Consider the following 17,053-nt stretch of genomic DNA (forward strand, 5'->3'; position numbering starts at 1 on the left):
TTATATGCCTGTGCGAAACTCGTGTAATAAAAAAAAACAGTGACCTATAGCGCTATCTAAATCAAATTTTAGCAACTGAACCAGTTTCTACGAATAGAGTACGCTTGACGCCATATATCTTTTTAATAGAGTATATTTTATGAACAAGCAATTTTTAGTTCGCTGCAATATGAAGTGAACTGTTCACAGGCACTTGTTTGATAAAACCCCATTGTGAAGGATGATGTATGGAGACAGGTACAGTTAAGTGGTTTAATAATGCTAAAGGTTTTGGCTTCATCTGCCCCGAAAATGGTGGCGAAGATATCTTCGCACACTATTCCAGTATCCAGATGGAAGGGTACCGTACATTGAAAGCTGGACAAAAGGTCAATTTTAGTTCAACTAAAGGGCCTAAGGGTAACCATGCCTGCCTTATTATTCCTGTAGAAAATGGATAGGTTGGTTTTCATTGCCTTTAATCATTTGCTATTTTAATTATTGCTCCCAAGCTTCTTTTGGGAGCATATAAATATTTATTACTTATTCTCTTGCCAAAGCATCTACTGGATTCAACTTTGCCGCGTTGCGGGCGGGTAAAAAACCAAAAATGAGGCCAATGATGGTTGAGCAAACTAAAGCGCCAAGCAGTGGCATTAGGCTAAAAGCAAACTGCCAATCCGGTAATAGTAAGCGGGCAATAAGCGCCACGATATAAGAGAGTAAGATCCCTAAAAAACCACCAAACAAACAAATAAAAATTGCCTCTATCAAAAATTGTTGCATAATATCGCTATTTCGAGCACCGATTGCTATGCGAATACCAATTTCTTTCGTCCGTTCGGTTACTGAAACCAGCATGATATTCATCACACCGATACCACCGACTAGCAAGGAAATAACCGCGACTAATGTTAAAAATAACTGTAGCGTATTGGTCGTTTTTTCTATAGTTTTAATCAATGTATCGAAGTTGTAGGTAAAAATATCCTTTTTTCCATGCAATACCGTTAACAATCGCGTCAATTGTTGTTCTGCTTCTAACGAGCTATACCCCTGTTTGATCCTAATATAAAGATTATCAAAATAAGAGCGATTCATCAGTCGACTACTCATCGTAGTATAAGGCATCCAGATCTGTAGCATATTGCTATTGCCATAAACTGACTTCTGCTCAGCTGCCACCCCAACAATAGTAACAGGCATATTGCCGACTAATATTATTTCACCAACAACCTGTTTCTGCTTAGGAAAAAACATATCCTTGGTATTTTTATCAATAACAATTACCTGTCCATGGTGCTTAACCATATCGCTAGTCAGAATTATGCCTTCGCTCATTGACATGGCATAAACATCAAAATATGACTCTCCAACGCCAAATGCACTTGCTGCTGAATTCCGATTGCCATAACGTAAGCGAACATCAGTACTCATTTTACCTGATATAGCAAAAACATATGGCTGCTTTTGTAGCGCATCCACATCGCTGATGGTCAGCGCCCGTCTATCTTGTGGGCTGACGTCACTAAATCCTTTACCAGGAAAGACCGTAATAGTATTTGTCGCAATTGACTGAATATCGGCTAATACCGACCTTTTGGCCGCATTGCCAATAACAAGAATACTAACGACAGAGGCAATACCAATAATGATACCAAGCATAGTGAGTAATGTGCGCATTTTATTAATTAATATTGCTCGCCATGCCATTAGTAACGCTTCTCTAAACTGATTAAGTCGTTGCGTCATTGAAATTTGCTGCTTATTAACAGAGAAAATCGGCGGTAATATTTTTGTTGGCTCGCGTTGCACGGAATGACGGATAATTTCGCCATTTTTAATTTCAATTATCCGCTCTGCCTGCACTGCTATCTGCATATTATGGGTAACCAGAATAACAGTATATCCCTGTTGGCATAGCTGTTTAAGAATAGCAATAACTTCATCACCGGAATGGCTATCCAACGCCCCCGTTGGCTCATCAGCTAAAATAATTTGCCCACCATTGATCAATGCCCGAGCAATGCTGACCCTCTGCTGTTGGCCGCCAGACAACTGCGTCGGATAATATTTAATTCGGTCACTCAAACCAAGGCGCGCTAATAATCCAATTGCTCGTTTACGGCGCTCTTGCTGGCATGTACCAGCATAAATAGCCGGAATTTCAACATTCTGTTCGGCAGTCAAATAAGGTAACAAATGATAACGTTGGAATATAAAGCCAAAATATTCGCGGCGTAAAACAGAAAGCTGCTCGTCATCCAGCTCAGCTATATTTTTCCCAGCCAGATAGTATTCACCATAACTTGGTTTATCTAAGCAACCAAGAATATTCATTAAAGTTGATTTCCCAGAACCTGAAACGCCAACAATCGCTACCATTTCCCCTGCGTTTATGGTCAAAGAAATATTTTCTAGTACCTTTACCTGTTGTTCACCTGTTCGATAATTACGACCGATATTACTCAATTCAAGTAATGCACTCATTCCTTCATCCTTTTGCTATCTCAGAGTTAGTAATTACTAAGTCACCTTCAGCAAGACCGGAAACAATTTCTGCATCAATATAATTTTGGGTAGCAACTTCGACTCTTCTTTCCACCTGTTGCCCATTTTGTAGTACTACAACAATATATTGATTATTAGCAACATTTTCTCTCAAGGCAGATAGTGGTAAAAGCAATACATTTTTATGTAATGCAAGTTGAATTTTAATTTGCGCAGTCATTTGTAGTTTTAAAATATGATGCGGATTGGGTACTTCAAAGCGTGCATAATAAAAAATTGCATCATTAACTTCTTCCGGAGTAGGTAAAATATCTTTCAAAACCCCAGCAAAAATTTTATCCGGTGCGCCAAGAATAGTAAAAGAAGCCTTTTGCCCCGGTTTAAGATTAATAATGTCGGCTTCAGAAACTTGTGCTTTTACTAACATTGTATCCAAATCGGCTAATGTCATGATAGTTGGCGCTTCTTGGGAAGCTATTACCGTTTGTCCCTGCAACGTTTTAATGTTAGTAACAATCCCACTTAATGGCGCAGTAAGATGGGTATATTTTAAATTAGTTTTAGCTGTATTTAACGAGGCTTGATCACGATTAATTTGGGCAATATAAATTTTTACCCGCGCTTTTTTAACCGCAACATCAGTTTTAACTCGATCAAACTCCTGCCGTGAAATAGCCTGATGCTTTGCCAAATCGACATAGCGCTGATAAGTCATTTCTGCTAACTTCAATTCAGCCCGCGCTAAGGCCAAATTAGCTTGATGTTCACGCAGCGTCTCCTCTGATTCTTTAACAACATTTTGCGCCTTTTGCGGATCGATTACCGCTAACAAATCCCCTTTTTTTACCATATCCCCCTCTTTTACATAAAGGGTCTGTAACTGGCCACTAATCTGAGCGCCAACATCTACCTTACTCAACGCATCCAACTTACCCGTGGCAAGTACATGTTTTTCGATATTTCCTCTGATAACGGGTACAGTTTGATAATTTATTTTTTTTGGTAAATTAATTATATAAAGCATCACAGCGGTGATGATAATAATTAATACCAACATCAGAAAAACTAATAAACTCTTTTTTTGATTGCGAAGAAATTTCATACTAAAAATACCTTTTTTTAATATGGAATAGGTTAAAAACCGTATAGGAACCCCTACTACCTTGACTAAAACCAGCAGACAAATGCCACAATATATTTATTGCTTACCTGTTTACTAAGATTTCCCTCTGGCTAGCCATGCAACACGTGAAAACATATGGCGCAGCAACGAATGTATTGAATTAACGCGTTTTTCTGCCGCTCTATTGGCGACTTCAATTGCTAAATCAGGTTTAGAAGTTCAATAAATTGCTTTAGTAATGACACGATGCGGTGATATTTTACCGTTATCAGGAATAGCGGCAATCTGATGATAAATATCGCTAAAACCTTCACGGTAAAGAAAATGCTCCATATCTGACGCAGGTAATATAGTTAGTCTATCTCGAGGAGTATCATTGATTCTTTCAACATAAGCAATTGCTGAACTAGCATACTGTTTCCCTGCATTATCGCCATCAACCAAAGTATGCCACTCGATCCCCATACTATTAGCAAACTTTAATAATGGCTTAAGACCGCATTGCGCAAACTCAATCACTTTAACACCTTCTGACTCAAAATGATAATTACGTTGGCGTGCTAATTCATTCATCAACCAGATTTCGGTCTCACCTTCAACCAATAACCAGCAGCGTGCAAATAGTGCTGATGAGCGATTAATGCGTATGTGAAATGAAAGACGACGTATAGCTAGGCGACTTAATTTTGATTACAGCATATGTATTAAAAACAGGTCATCGATAGTGCATCCTGTTTCCATCTTTTTACGTTTAGCTTGAGACCATTTATGTTCTATAGGATTTAAATCTGGTGAATACACAGGCAAATATTCTATCTGGTGTCCTGCGTTTATAATTGCCTGTTCAATATTCTTACCTTTGTGAAAGCTAGCGTTGTCCATAAAAATAACAGAATTTTCAGGAAGTTCTGGGAGCAATATTTTTGTGATCCAAACATAAAAAACATCACGATTAATATTGCAATCAAATAATCCGATAGCAAAAAGGGTTGTTCCCAATAAAGCGCCAATAACATTTGTTCTTCCCTTAGCACCCCAGTTTTTCAGGCCAAAACAACGGTGACCTTTTGGGGAATAGCCGTGAGTTCGTGGAGTGTCATGTGAAAAACCACTTTCATCAATAAAAACAACAGATTTATCTTTTTTTTCATACTGTTGTCTTTTTTGCTGATGTGCCAGCCTGTCGCTTTCGTTGGTTTTTGGATGGAATAGAGTTTTTTTTATAGGTTAATCCCAGCTTTTTAAGGGATTGCCAAATAGTCTTTTTACAAACACCGAATCGCTCTGCCCGTTCCTTTTGGTAAGCATCTGGATACTGTTCCACATCTTTTGCTAAAGCATTTTTATCGAGCTTCCTCTTACGTGGCGTTGAATTTTTTGGCTCTGGTCGTTTAAGCCAACGTACTAAAGACGCTTTTCCAATACGGAATTGTTTCGCAGTTTCTCGAATTGTTAAACCTTCGGCTTTCCTTACAGATATTACTTTACGTCGAAAATCAATTGTATAACTCATAACACACCTTGTAATCAAAACTAAGTCGCCTAGCTATATATCCTCCAGTGATAACTTCTTCGCCTTTAACCGATAAGCAACCACTCGATTTGAATTACGTACTAAGCGGCATATATTTTTCAATGGAACTTGTGAAAGCAATTCGCCTGAATTAGTTGAATTAATACGCTGCAATGAAAAAAGATTTAATAGTCGCCAAGCAACCGAAAGCATAATAGGATGTAAACGAGTTTCTGGATCTTCGATAATCAGGATAGGCAAGGCATCGCTATCTAGTTGAAAATCACCCTGTAATTGTAAAATGATGAAAAAAGCTGCCAAATAGAATGCTGTTCCGGTTTACCGACTATACGATTGATATCCTCCAGCACCCGCCAGCCTCTTCTATTAGGTGAGTGATAGGCAATATTTGACTGATGTTGTCGATTAAATAAGCGCATATTTTGTTCGGCAAAATAATAACCGAACAACTGTTGCATTGCCACAAAGCCATCTTCGATCTCTTCATAAGATAATTTTGGTTATGCTGTTATTAATGCCTGGGTCAATTGTTGTAATTGGCTGACAAATTTAACACAGTTTTTTTTATACACGAGTTTCGCACAGGCATATAAAATTCCAGAAATGGCTTAAAAGCAATGGTTAATTTGCAAGTTACTAAAACGTATAAATTTGTTTAAATTACAATAAGTTGCTTTTAATTTATAAGATTTTGTCTATTTATATATTATGCTGAATTAAACTTAAAAGTAGAGCGTTTTTTATTGGTGCGAAACTCGTGGATTATTGACTTGTTCATCTGTATCTACCAAGTGATAGAAATCATGTTGGCTAAATTGATATAACGGCTGCTTAGGTGATAATAAAATAGTCAGCGCATCTAACAAACTTGACTTACCCCAGGTGTTTTCACCAATTAACACAGTATTATGATCTAAGGTTAATGAAAGCCGATTGATCCCGCGAAAACCAGAAATCTCCACTTGTTGCAAATACATGGTTAACCTCTTTTTATGCCTATCAGCAATAGTTACTGGATTATACTGTGAGCAAATGAATTACGTCACGAGTTTCGCACAAACCTAATTTGGGTACGCTAATAAAACACGGATGTGCTCAGCAATAGCATTTTTGATTACATGCCAATTTTGTTGATAAAGGGTTATTTTTTCAGATATACGACGTTTATGTTGTTCAAACCACGCAGAAATAGCGAGAAAATATGATTTCTTTGCGCCCGACTAGTGCGAGCCTGACAGCGTTCAATACCACAATTTTGTTTAACTTCTCGATGATAAACTTCAACAGACCAACGGGCATCCATGATAGATTTGACGTATTGACGGGTGGGATTGTCTTTGTTTCACGAGTTTCGCACAGGCATATAAAATTCCAGAAATGGCTTAAAAGCAATGGTTAATTTGCAAGTTACTAAAACGTATAAATTTGTTTAAATTACAATAAGTTGCTTTTAATTTATAAGATTTTGTCTATTTATATATTATGCTGAATTAAACTTAAAAATAGAGCGTTTTTTTATTGGTGCGAAACTCGTGAAACAAAGACAATCCCACCCGTCAATACGTCAAATCTATCATGGATGCCCGTTGGTCTGTTGAAGTTTATCATCGAGAAGTTAAACAAAATTGTGGTATTGAACGCTGTCAGGCTCGCACTAGTCGGGCGCAAAGAAATCATATTTTTCTCGCTATTTCTGCGTGGTTTGAACAACATAAACGTCGTATATCTGAAAAAATAACCCTTTATCAACAAAATTGGCATGTAATCAAAAATGCTATTGCTGAGCACATCCGTGTTTTATTAGCGTACCCAAATTAGGTTTGTGCGAAACTCGTGATAGTGTCATGAGACAAAGGTGATGGGCTTACTTCTGATAACGCCAAACCAGAGTATCTCACACTGCTCACCTGTAAGAATGTTTTGTAGATATCTTTAATGTATGGATAAACTGACAAAATATAAACATCCTAATTTTTTCTTGTTTTGAACTTTATACTTCTTTTTCGGAGCTTGCGAAACTCGTGTACGCTTAAATATTATTCTATGATATTGCGCCTAGTTTGAGTCTGTTATAAAATATTTATCATTATTTTGCCTATCTTTTTCACATTATTTCCACAAAATCACGGCCATAAAAGCGTTAATTGTAATAAGGATGGACTATGTATTCAGGACTACTTATCATTCTTTTACCGTTAACACTAGGCTATCTATTTCGCTTCAAGAATAAAAAGATTTTAGCGCTTACTCATCGCCTATTAGGTGTGATGGTTTACATTATTTTATTTTTAATGGGCATCACTTTGGCATTATTGGATAATATTAGTACTCATCTTACTGCAATTTTTATCTATACCATGGTTTTCTTTTGCTGCACCTTTGCCGCTAACCTGATTGCTTTATTATTATTGGATAAACTTTTTCCGTGGAAAATTGCGAAACGGGAAACCAATAAACCACTCTCTCGATTAAAAATGATTTTAAGTTCACTACCACTGTGTGGCGTGTTAATACTAGGTTTCTTGTTAGGATTAACAAAGTGGCCATTTTTATCCTATTCCAAACATGGTACTGAAATTACCCTTATCTGTTTATTATTATTGGTGGGTTGCCATCTTCGTAATAGTGGGATGTATCTTCGGCAAATTTTAATCAATTTCAGGGGAGCGACAATTGCGGTAATTGTTGCCACCAGCGCGCTACTTGGTGGTATTTTGGCTGCATTTTTATTAGGGCTACCTACTAAAGTAGGTTTAGCGATTGCAGCCGGTTACGGTTGGTATTCTCTAACCGGTATACTGCTTACCGACGCTTACGGGCCGGTCATTGGTAGTACCGCTTTCTTTAACGATCTAATGCGTGAATTAGCGGCTATTATGCTTATTCCCATTATTATCAATCAATTTCGTTCTACTGCATTGGGGATTTGTGGCTCAACATCGATGGACTTTACGCTACCCATATTACAACGTAGCGGGGGGGTGTCTATTGTTCCTGCTGCCATTGTCCACGGTTTTGTACTAAGTCTATTGACGCCATTACTGATTGCCTTCTTCACCTAATAGATAACTAAATTTTCTGCCAACCACTCTGGTGCTAAATAGGTAACCAAATATGGGTAAAAAACGGATTTTAGTACTTGGTGCTAACGGTTATACTGGTCAAAATCTGATCCCAGCGTTAATCAAACAAGGACATATGATCACCGCAGCAACACGTCAACTTGATTGGGCTAGAGCACAAAATTGGCCAAATACTCAATATTGTTATGTTGATCTACTCGCAGCAAAAACCTTAAACAATATTATGACGAATATTGATATCGTTTACTTTCTTGTTCACAGTATGGCGGCTAATAATAATCTTATTGAACAAGAATGCCTAGCTGCTCATAATGTTAAAAATGTACTCAAGCACTCTCAAGTAAAACAAGTTATCTATTTAAGCTCACTACAAAACCATTGCTGTCATTCACAACATCTGATGGCACGTAAACTGACCGGAGAAATCTTACGTGAAAGTAAAATTCCTCTGACAGAAATTCGGGCACCAATTATTATTGGTGCGGGCTCCGCGCCTTATGAAATAATTCGGGATATGACTTACAACTTATTTCATTCTCACTCCCCCACGCTGGGTAAGGTCAAAATCTTGTCCTATTGCTTTAGAAAACATGCTGTACTATCTGACGCAATTGGATAGCCCATCCAACTAATGAGCATCGTATACTTCATGCTGGTGGGCCGGAATATATTGATTATCAAACACTCTTCAAGTGCTTTGTGCAGATAAGCGGTAAGTATCGACCGCTTATAGCTAGGCGACTTAATTTTGATTACAAGGTGTGTTATGAGTTATACAATTGATTTTCGACGTAAAGTAATATCTGTAAGGAAAGCCGAAGGTTTAACAATTCGAGAAACTGCGAAACAATTCCGTATTGGAAAAGCGTCTTTAGTACGTTGGCTTAAACGACCAGAGCCAAAAAATTCAACGCCACGTAAGAGGAAGCTCGATAAAAATGCTTTAGCAAAAGATGTGGAACAGTATCCAGATGCTTACCAAAAGGAACGGGCAGAGCGATTCGGTGTTTGTAAAAAGACTATTTGGCAATCCCTTAAAAAGCTGGGATTAACCTATAAAAAAAACTCTATTCCATCCAAAAACCAACGAAAGCGACAGGCTGGCACATCAGCAAAAAAGACAACAGTATGAAAAAAAAGATAAATCTGTTGTTTTTATTGATGAAAGTGGTTTTTCACATGACACTCCACGAACTCACGGCTATTCCCCAAAAGGTCACCGTTGTTTTGGCCTGAAAAACTGGGGTGCTAAGGGAAGAACAAATGTTATTGGCGCTTTATTGGGAACAACCCTTTTTGCTATCGGATTATTTGATTGCAATATTAATCGTGATGTTTTTTATGTTTGGATCACAAAAATATTGCTCCCAGAACTTCCTGAAAATTCTGTTATTTTTATGGACAACGCTAGCTTTCACAAAGGTAAGAATATTGAACAGGCAATTATAAACGCAGGACACCAGATAGAATATTTGCCTGTGTATTCACCAGATTTAAATCCTATAGAACATAAATGGTCTCAAGCTAAACGTAAAAAGATGGAAACAGGATGCACTATCGATGACCTGTTTTTAATACATATGCTGTAATCAAAATTAAGTCGCCTAGCTATAATTAATCAAAATCGACGGGTGCCTAACGTAAAAAATAGAGTAGATGAACAGATTGAAAGCGCTGTAGTTGAGTATGCGATTGAATACCCTGCACACAGTCAACACCGCAGTAGTAATGAACTAAGAAAAAAAGCATTTTTGTTTCGGAGAGTGGCGTTCGCTCTATTTGGCTGCGCCATAATCTCGAAAATTTTACAAAACGCCTAAAAGCGCTTGAAGATAAAATCGCAACAGAAGGAATTATCCTGTCAGAATCACAAATCAGTGCTCTAGAAAAGAAAGCGCAAGATGATGAAGCCTGTGGTGAGATTGAAACAGCGCATCCAGGTTATCTGGGTTCACAAGATACTTTTTATGTCGGTCATTTAAAAGGCGTTGGTCGTGTTTATCAACAAACTTACATTGATACTTACAGTAAAGTCGTTCATTGTAAGCTTTACACAACAAAAAGCGCGATAACGGCGGCAGATTTATTAAATGACAAGGTTCTGCCTTTTTATTCCCAGCATGGGTTACCGGTGTTACGTATACTGACGGACAGAGGCAGTGAGTATTGTGGTAAAGTTGAACATCACGATTATCAACTTTATCTCGCTATCAATGATATTGATCATACAAAAACTAAAGCTCGTTCACCTCAAACTAATGGGATTTGTGAACGCTTTCATAAAACTGTATTACAAGAGTTCTATCAGGTGGCTTTTCGTAAGAAAATCTATAGGGCTTTAGATGAATTACAAGCTGATTTAGATAAATGGTTAGCGGAATATAATAACCAACGCACTCATCAAGGAAAAATGTGTTGCGGTCGAACTCCTATGGCAACTTTACACGATGGAAAACAACTTTGGAGAGAAAAAGATTTAAATCAAATTTAACCTGACAGGTACTGTATAAATAACCGGCAACTGTCAGATCAAGTCTGAACTACTACACATCTAGGCTTAAAATTAAATTTCTTTGCCAATGAAACCAGTACTCTGATGTAACCATAAACGTGCATAAAGACCATTATTGGCGATTAGCTCCTGATGAGTTCCTTGCTCAACGATACGCCCACCTTCGATAACCAGGAGACGATCCATTGCTGCAATTGTCGATAAACGATGTGCGATTGCTACAACAGTTTTCCCCTCCATGAGCTGATACAAATTCTTTTGAATAGTTATTTCTATTTCAGAATCAAGGGCACTGGTTGCTTCATCAAGTAATAAGATCGGGGCATCTTTAAGTATAACGCGCGCAATGGCAATACGCTGACGCTGTCCACCTGAAAGCTTGACACCTCGTTCACCTACATGTGCATCGTATCCCTTACGCCCATTGGCATCAGTGAGTGTAACGATGAAATCGTGCGCGCCAGCTTTGCGTGCAGCAGCAATCATTTCAGCATCATTGGCTTTGGGACGTCCATACAAAATATTATCACGAACCGAACGATGCAGTAACGAAGTGTCTTGAGTTACCATACCGATCTGCGAACGTAGACTCTCTTGGCTAACTTTCGCAATATCCTGCCCATCGATTAAAATTTGTCCCTTATTGACATCATAAAATCGAAGAAGCAAATTGACTATCGTCGATTTTCCGGCTCCAGATCGTCCTACCAAGCCGATTTTTTCTCCCGGCTTGATATGTAAAGTAAGGTCGTCAATTACTGCATTTGTATTAGATTTTGTATTACCATAAGCAAAGTCGATATGCTCAAAACGCAGTTCGCCCTGTTTTACTCGCAGTGGCTTGGCATCAGGTAGATCATTAACATCATTGGGATGTGACAATGTGGTAATGCCATCCTGTACAGTACCGACATGTTCGAACAAAGCCGCCATCTCCCACATTATCCAATGGGAGAAACTGTTTAAACGTAGGGACATTGCAGTGGCGGCAGCAACGGCTCCAATACCAACATTCCCCTGTGCCCACAGCCATAGCGCTACACCGGTAGCTCCCATGATCAATATCATGTTAAGTAAGTGATTGACTATTTCAAAACTACTGATTGCGCGCATCTGGCCATTCACTGTCACTAGAAACTCCTTCATCGCTGCTCGGGCATAAGCAGCCTCGAGGCCAGCATGTGAGAATAACTTGACGGTTACAATATTTGTGTAAGCATCAGTCACACGTCCAGTCATCAAAGAACGGGCATCAGCTTGATTACGTGCCAAGTTAGACAGACGAGGAACAAAGTAACACATTGCAATGATGTAGAGTCCCAGCCATGCAAAAAATGGCAATAACATCCAAAGATCGAAATTTCCGATAATTGCAGTCATCGTAACGAAGTAAATAGTTAAAAATACGATTATATCGCCAATAATCATGGAAATATCACGTACTGCTAATGAGGTTTGCATTACTTTTGCTGACGCTCGACCAGCAAATTCCTCTTGATAAAATCTCATACTTTGCCTGAGCATTAGACGGTGAAATTTCCATCGCAGCATCATGGGAAAATTACCAGACAAAGTTTGGTGCTTAAGCATTGTCTGCAAAGCAATTAATAAAGTACTACCAATTAATATCAGGGCTAACATTAGTAAGCTTGTACGCTCTTGCTGCCAGAGTAAAGCAGACTGGATATTACTCAGCCAGTCAATAATGTGTCCCATAACTGCAAAAAGTAACGCTTCAAATGTGGCAATTAATGCACTCAATAGCGTCATAGCAACGATATAGCGTCGTACCCCGTGAGTACAAAACCAAATGAATGAAAAAAAATCTTTCGGGGGTGATTTATCTGTATCGTTAGGGTATGGATTAACTAATTTTTCAAACCAGGTAAACACGTTGTCTCCAAAAAAACATGTAGCTTAAGAGATGTCATGTTACCATAATCAGAGTAGCCATAGCGGAAAATTAGGATTCAACCCTACGAGTTGTCGTCACAAGAGTCCCTAAGTTGATAAAATGCCATTAAAATAATCCAACGCATAGCAACTCAAAGGGCTATGTTGCTTTTGTTGGATGGATAACAGAAATTGATATATTACAAGCTAAGGTAGTGTTCAAAAATCTGCGTCATATCTTAAACTCAAAAAAAGAGGTATGACATATGAGAAATCAATCATTTAATTTTGATGAAGCGTTGAAGCAATTACAATCAGGTAAAAATTTACTCGGTACGGATGGAATACTCACACCACTCATAAAACAGCTGACCGAAGCTGCCCTGCAGGCAGAAATAGAACACTCCCTATCGACAACGTCAATCGATACGCGTAAAAATGGCTATACTCGAAAAACGGTTAAATCGACATCAGGTCAATTTGAACTGAAAACGCGCAGAGACAGGTCAGGTGCTTTTGAGCCTCAGCTCATTAAGAAAAATCAGACAAAATTATCAGAGGATATTGATAACAAAATCCTATCGTTATTTGCATTAGGCATGAGTTATCGTGATATTCAAAAACATGTTGCAGAATTATATGGACTGGAAATATCAGATGGAGCTATTACGCATATTACTGACAAATTACTCCCTGAATTAAAAGCCTGGCAACAACGCCCTCTGGAGGCGCTCTATCCTTTTGTCTGGCTCGATGCCATTCATTAGATGCAGTAGCTCAGACTTAATCTGACAGTTGCCGGTTATTTATACAGTACCTGTCAGGTTAAATTTGATTTAAATCTTTCTCTCTCCAAAGTTGTTTTCCGTCGTGTAAAGTTGCCATAGGAGTTCGACCGCAACACATTTTTCCTTGATGAGTGCGTTGGTTATTATATTCCGCTAACCATTTATCTAAATCAGCTTGTAATTCATCTAAAACCCTATAGATTTTCTTACGAAAAGCCACCTGATAGAACTCTTGTAATACAGTTTTATGAAAGCGTTCACAAATCCCATTAGTTTGAGGTGAACGAGCTTTAGTTTTTGTATGATCAATATCATTGATAGCGAGATAAAGTTGATAATCGTGATGTTCAACTTTACCACAATACTCACTGCCTCTGTCCGTCAGTATACGTAACACCGGTAACCCATGCTGGGAATAAAAAGGCAGAACCTTGTCATTTAATAAATCTGCCGCCGTTATCGCGCTTTTTGTTGTGTAAAGCTTACAATAAGCGTGTTGCTTAATAGTGAAATAAGGGTATTTCGGTGATTGAAGTAAATTTTAGGCTGTTCTGAGATGGAAATTCCAAAGACCGGCACTAAGGAGTAAAAAGGTATCATCAATAAAGGGTCTACGATTCCGTAAAATTTGGGTCATACAACCGAGGCGCTTGATACCCGCGATGGCGTGTTCAACCGTAATACGGATGCCCGAGATTATTTTATTTTCTTGTTTTTGTTCAGGCGATAAAGGTCTTTTTCGAGTTCCTTTTTTTGGGATTTGTGTATTAGGATGCTGTTTATCTATACCTTGAAAACCGGTATCGGCCCAGATGGTTACCTCAGGGGGAATATGGCGAATTATATCGACTTTATCGAGTAAGCGTTTATCGTGACGGCGCCCATTTTTGATCATGGGGATAAATCCAATTTTCCTCGTTTCGTCAGTCATAATAAGCCCTTTTCGAGTGGTCTGTCTTTTCTTTCCCGAATACATTTTTTTTCGCCGACGCAGATTCTTAGGCTTTTGGACAGGTCGCTCTGTCCCATCAATAAAGACGTCTTTAACTCCAGGAAAGGCGCGAAAAAATTCCTCAGCAGAGCGAATTTGACGAGCGGGCAAAACACATTCTCGCCCCAAGGTCATCTCTAAAACCGGCAATAATATTTTTACCCAGCGACATACCCGTGTTCTATCTAAACCAAAAAGAAGTCCTTGCAAATCATAGGTCGGATAACATTTTAAATACAATAAAATAAAAAGCAGTTTATCTAATGGGGTTGGGATAAATCCTTTCTGCCCTGCACCCATCTGCCGCTCGTGATCTTTTCGATTCTTTTTCCGATAAATCAAATAACAAGCTGAAAATTCAGCGGCTAAATTTTTCAATTCTTCGACTGATAATCCAATGATTGCTTTTACATAAACGATTATCTCGTAACAACCGCTCTTTGTTGATCATTTCAAACCGTTATTTTCTAAGTTAAACCTCTTTTTATTGTCTATAGCGTGACAAAAAATGCAAGTCTCTATTCAGCAACTATTTTAATGAACGACTTTACTGTAAGTGTAGTGGTCAACTAAAATTGGCCACCCTACCTGACTGTTCACGGAACAGTCGCTCTGATTCGTTTGGCGTTAATCCACTGTTATACCAGTGAGGTCTTATATCGCTATAGTAGTGGGTTATGTAGCGAATAATGGCTGACTGAGCAGTACTAAAGCTTTGGTAGCCAGTCGTTGGCACCCATTCGGTCTTCAGACTACGGAAGAATCGTTCCATCGGACTATTATCCCAACAATTCCCTCTGCGACTGATACTTTGGGTCATCTGATAACGCCACAATGCCTGCCTATACTGACGACTGGTATAATGACTTCCCTGATCACTATGGAACATCACCTGTTTGGGATGCCCACGTAGTTCCCAAGCCATTTGTAGTGCTTTGGCTGTTAATTCTGAGTCTGGTGCAAATGACATTGCCCAGCCCACCGGTTTTCGGGCAAACAAATCCAATACCACAGCCAGATAGGCCCATCGTGAGCCTGTCCAAATATAGGTTACATCGCCGCACCAAACCTGGTCAGGCTTTGTAACAGCGAACTGCCTATTGAGCAGATTTGGAATATCAATACGTTCATTTCCACCGCGGTTGTATTTATGTTTTCGCTCTTGGCAACTGACGATGATTAATTCTTTCATCAACTTGCCCGCTAACCACCGCCCAAGTTTCACGTTGTGTGTATTGGTAACCATCGTGGCGATAGTCCTTGCGCCAGCAGAGCCGCCACTAACGTTCCACGCTTCGCTGACTAGGCTACGTTTTATCGTCCGCTCAATATCTGGCTCCTTAGGCCGACACCAATAGCGATAACTGCTTCGGTGAACATTAAAAATACGACACAAAGTTTTCACCGGATAAAGCACTCTTAGCTTTTCAACTACCGAAAATTTTTCAGTGAGTCGGACATTAAGAGCGCAGTAGCCTTTTTTAAGATGTCATTCTCCATTTCCAGCCGGTGGATTTTTTTCTTCATTTCTCTGAACTCAATAAGCCTGTTGCTCAATAGCAAAATTAATTATGACTTACAAAAAAACCAGCCGATGATGATAAAATCATCAATTTTTGCATTAAAAATAACCTATGTAAGATTAAAAAATAAACTATTTTTGTATTTTTTAGATGTATCTAACTTGTTTTTATTTTAAGCAACTTTATTTCACTATTGAGCAACATGCTTAATTTGTTCAGGTGTTAATGGCAGACCAGGCGATGTTTTCCCTTGACGTTCTAAACGAAGGGCTCTTACCCACCGGCTAATCACTGAAAGACTGACGTTCATGCCTTTCGCGGCTTCCTGGTAGGTGTAATTTTGGTCAAGGACTAATTTGGCGGTTTCACATTTAAATTCAGCAGTAATTATTTTACTCATTTCGGCACCTATAAAAATTATGAGGTAAGCATATCACCTCAACTTAGGTGGCCAAATTTAGTATGCCACTACAGTTGACCGTGTGCAGGGTATTCAATCGCATACTCAACTACAGCGCTTTCAATCTGTTCATCTACTCTATTTTTTACGTTAGGCACCCGCCGATTTTGATTAATTAAAGCGTCTATCCCACCATCGTTAACAAGTTCCTGATAGCGATAAAACGTATCTCGGGATACCCCCATAATCTTACAGGCTTTTGGACGTTATTAAGCTCTTCAGCGAGGTTAAGTAACCCGACTTTATGTTTGATGATAGGATTATTTGTTTGATACATAGAATTACCTTTTATTTAATTATCTAATGATGTTAATTAAAACCGGTAATGCTCTTTTTTAAATCAGAATTGTCAGATTAAGTTAAGACTAATACATATTATGCTAAATTAAACTTAAAAATAGAGCGTTTTTTTATTGGTGCGAAACTCGTGTAAACCTCTTCAATGTTTCACCCTCACTGATCGGTGTAATCCAGTGACTGGTAACAGTTCAATGTTCGGATATCCATTGCATAATGAATTCTCCACTCAGGGGAACGGCTTCAGGGTTCTTTTACCACAGATCCATCTACAGCAATAAGTGGACGATGGCTTATGGATTCAGGAATATCAAAATTCTCTGATGTTTGCTTTACGAAACCTTCGGTCATCCATTAAA

Annotated in this window: 13 protein-coding genes and 11 pseudogenes; 8 read left to right on the forward strand and 16 right to left on the reverse strand. The window is 38.7% G+C overall.

What is annotated here, in order from left to right; all coding sequences use genetic code 11:
* Positions 1-227 precede the first annotated feature (227 nt).
* Positions 228-440: a cold shock domain-containing protein CspD gene (gene cspD, locus AYJ55_RS14720; protein WP_026823306.1), complete on the forward strand. Its 213-nt coding sequence runs from the start codon at positions 228-230 to the stop codon at positions 438-440.
* A gap of 82 nt (positions 441-522) precedes the next feature.
* Here cspD and macB read toward each other — a convergent pair whose 3' ends face one another.
* The 9 genes and pseudogenes from macB to AYJ55_RS36135 form a co-directional block, all read right to left on the reverse strand.
* Entirely contained in the window at positions 523-2,469 is a 1,947-nt protein-coding gene (macB, locus tag AYJ55_RS14725; protein ID WP_063657084.1) for a macrolide ABC transporter ATP-binding protein/permease MacB, read from the reverse strand.
* 4 nt (positions 2,470-2,473) lie between these two features.
* On the reverse strand, positions 2,474-3,592 hold the full coding sequence (macA, locus tag AYJ55_RS14730) for a macrolide transporter subunit MacA (RefSeq protein ID WP_063657085.1): 1,119 nt from the start codon (positions 3,590-3,592) through the stop codon (positions 2,474-2,476).
* A gap of 114 nt (positions 3,593-3,706) precedes the next feature.
* Positions 3,707-4,279 (reverse strand): annotated as a pseudogene (locus tag AYJ55_RS14735) (ATP-dependent nuclease); the annotation flags it as partial.
* Positions 4,280-4,303: 24 nt separating this feature from the next.
* Positions 4,304-4,837 carry an IS630 family transposase gene (locus AYJ55_RS14740; protein WP_162505291.1) on the reverse strand — a complete coding sequence of 178 codons (534 nt, stop codon included), beginning with the start codon at positions 4,835-4,837 and terminating at the stop codon, positions 4,304-4,306.
* Positions 4,761-5,126, reverse strand: coding sequence for an IS630 transposase-related protein (locus AYJ55_RS14745; protein ID WP_063653415.1), 366 nt, complete (start codon positions 5,124-5,126; stop codon positions 4,761-4,763). The genes AYJ55_RS14740 and AYJ55_RS14745 overlap by 77 nt, the downstream gene beginning before the upstream one ends.
* A gap of 33 nt (positions 5,127-5,159) precedes the next feature.
* Complete coding sequence (locus AYJ55_RS36125) at positions 5,160-5,447, reverse strand: DUF2813 domain-containing protein (protein WP_074168075.1); 288 nt, start codon at positions 5,445-5,447, stop codon at positions 5,160-5,162.
* On the reverse strand, positions 5,399-5,605 hold the full coding sequence (locus tag AYJ55_RS36130; RefSeq protein WP_063657087.1) for a hypothetical protein: 207 nt from the start codon (positions 5,603-5,605) through the stop codon (positions 5,399-5,401). The genes AYJ55_RS36125 and AYJ55_RS36130 overlap by 49 nt, the downstream gene beginning before the upstream one ends.
* Before the next feature lie 315 nt (positions 5,606-5,920).
* Positions 5,921-6,124: pseudogene (locus tag AYJ55_RS14760) on the reverse strand (DUF2813 domain-containing protein); the annotation flags it as partial.
* A gap of 84 nt (positions 6,125-6,208) precedes the next feature.
* A pseudogene (locus AYJ55_RS36135) lies at positions 6,209-6,489 on the reverse strand (transposase); the annotation flags it as partial.
* A gap of 194 nt (positions 6,490-6,683) precedes the next feature.
* Here AYJ55_RS36135 and AYJ55_RS14765 point away from each other — a divergent pair.
* Positions 6,684-6,965: pseudogene (locus AYJ55_RS14765) on the forward strand (transposase); the annotation flags it as partial.
* Between the two features lie 13 nt (positions 6,966-6,978).
* On the opposite strand, the pseudogene AYJ55_RS30885 reads toward AYJ55_RS14765, so the two are convergent.
* Positions 6,979-7,102: pseudogene (locus tag AYJ55_RS30885) on the reverse strand (IS701 family transposase); the annotation flags it as partial.
* A gap of 207 nt (positions 7,103-7,309) precedes the next feature.
* Between AYJ55_RS30885 and AYJ55_RS14770 the strand changes: the two are divergent.
* The 5 genes and pseudogenes from AYJ55_RS14770 to AYJ55_RS14790 form a co-directional block, all read left to right on the forward strand.
* Entirely contained in the window at positions 7,310-8,209 is a 900-nt protein-coding gene (locus AYJ55_RS14770) for a LysO family transporter (protein WP_063657090.1), read from the forward strand.
* Between the two features lie 52 nt (positions 8,210-8,261).
* Positions 8,262-8,962: pseudogene (locus AYJ55_RS14775) on the forward strand (NAD(P)H-binding protein); the annotation flags it as partial.
* Between the two features lie 34 nt (positions 8,963-8,996).
* Positions 8,997-9,362, forward strand: coding sequence for an IS630 transposase-related protein (locus tag AYJ55_RS14780; RefSeq protein WP_063653415.1), 366 nt, complete (start codon positions 8,997-8,999; stop codon positions 9,360-9,362).
* Positions 9,331-9,819: an IS630 family transposase gene (locus AYJ55_RS14785; RefSeq protein ID WP_063653499.1), complete on the forward strand. Its 489-nt coding sequence runs from the start codon at positions 9,331-9,333 to the stop codon at positions 9,817-9,819. The genes AYJ55_RS14780 and AYJ55_RS14785 overlap by 32 nt, the downstream gene beginning before the upstream one ends.
* A gap of 18 nt (positions 9,820-9,837) precedes the next feature.
* Positions 9,838-10,721, forward strand: a pseudogene (locus tag AYJ55_RS14790) (IS481 family transposase); the annotation flags it as partial.
* A gap of 72 nt (positions 10,722-10,793) precedes the next feature.
* Here the strand turns inward: AYJ55_RS14790 and AYJ55_RS14795 are convergent.
* Positions 10,794-12,635, reverse strand: a complete 1,842-nt coding sequence (locus AYJ55_RS14795) for an ABC transporter ATP-binding protein (protein ID WP_063657092.1) — start codon at positions 12,633-12,635, stop codon at positions 10,794-10,796.
* A gap of 266 nt (positions 12,636-12,901) precedes the next feature.
* On the opposite strand from AYJ55_RS14795, the pseudogene AYJ55_RS14800 reads away from it, so the two are divergent.
* A pseudogene (locus tag AYJ55_RS14800) lies at positions 12,902-13,399 on the forward strand (transposase); the annotation flags it as partial.
* A 61-nt stretch (positions 13,400-13,460) separates the two neighbouring features.
* On the opposite strand, the pseudogene AYJ55_RS14805 reads toward AYJ55_RS14800, so the two are convergent.
* The 5 genes and pseudogenes from AYJ55_RS14805 to AYJ55_RS26355 all read right to left on the reverse strand — a co-directional run.
* A pseudogene (locus AYJ55_RS14805) lies at positions 13,461-13,916 on the reverse strand (integrase core domain-containing protein); the annotation flags it as partial.
* A gap of 48 nt (positions 13,917-13,964) precedes the next feature.
* Positions 13,965-14,792: a transposase family protein gene (locus tag AYJ55_RS14810; protein ID WP_162505606.1), complete on the reverse strand. Its 828-nt coding sequence runs from the start codon at positions 14,790-14,792 to the stop codon at positions 13,965-13,967.
* Positions 14,793-14,979: 187 nt separating this feature from the next.
* Positions 14,980-15,956 (reverse strand): annotated as a pseudogene (locus tag AYJ55_RS14815) (IS3 family transposase); the annotation flags it as partial.
* Positions 15,957-16,127: 171 nt separating this feature from the next.
* Positions 16,128-16,337 carry an IS3 family transposase gene (locus tag AYJ55_RS14820; RefSeq protein ID WP_063657094.1) on the reverse strand — a complete coding sequence of 70 codons (210 nt, stop codon included), beginning with the start codon at positions 16,335-16,337 and terminating at the stop codon, positions 16,128-16,130.
* 74 nt (positions 16,338-16,411) lie between these two features.
* A pseudogene (locus tag AYJ55_RS26355) lies at positions 16,412-16,674 on the reverse strand (helix-turn-helix domain-containing protein); the annotation flags it as partial.
* Between the last annotated feature and the right edge of the window lie 379 nt (positions 16,675-17,053).

The organism is Candidatus Arsenophonus triatominarum (assembly GCF_001640365.1).
Lineage (GTDB): Bacteria > Pseudomonadota > Gammaproteobacteria > Enterobacterales > Enterobacteriaceae > Arsenophonus > Arsenophonus triatominarum.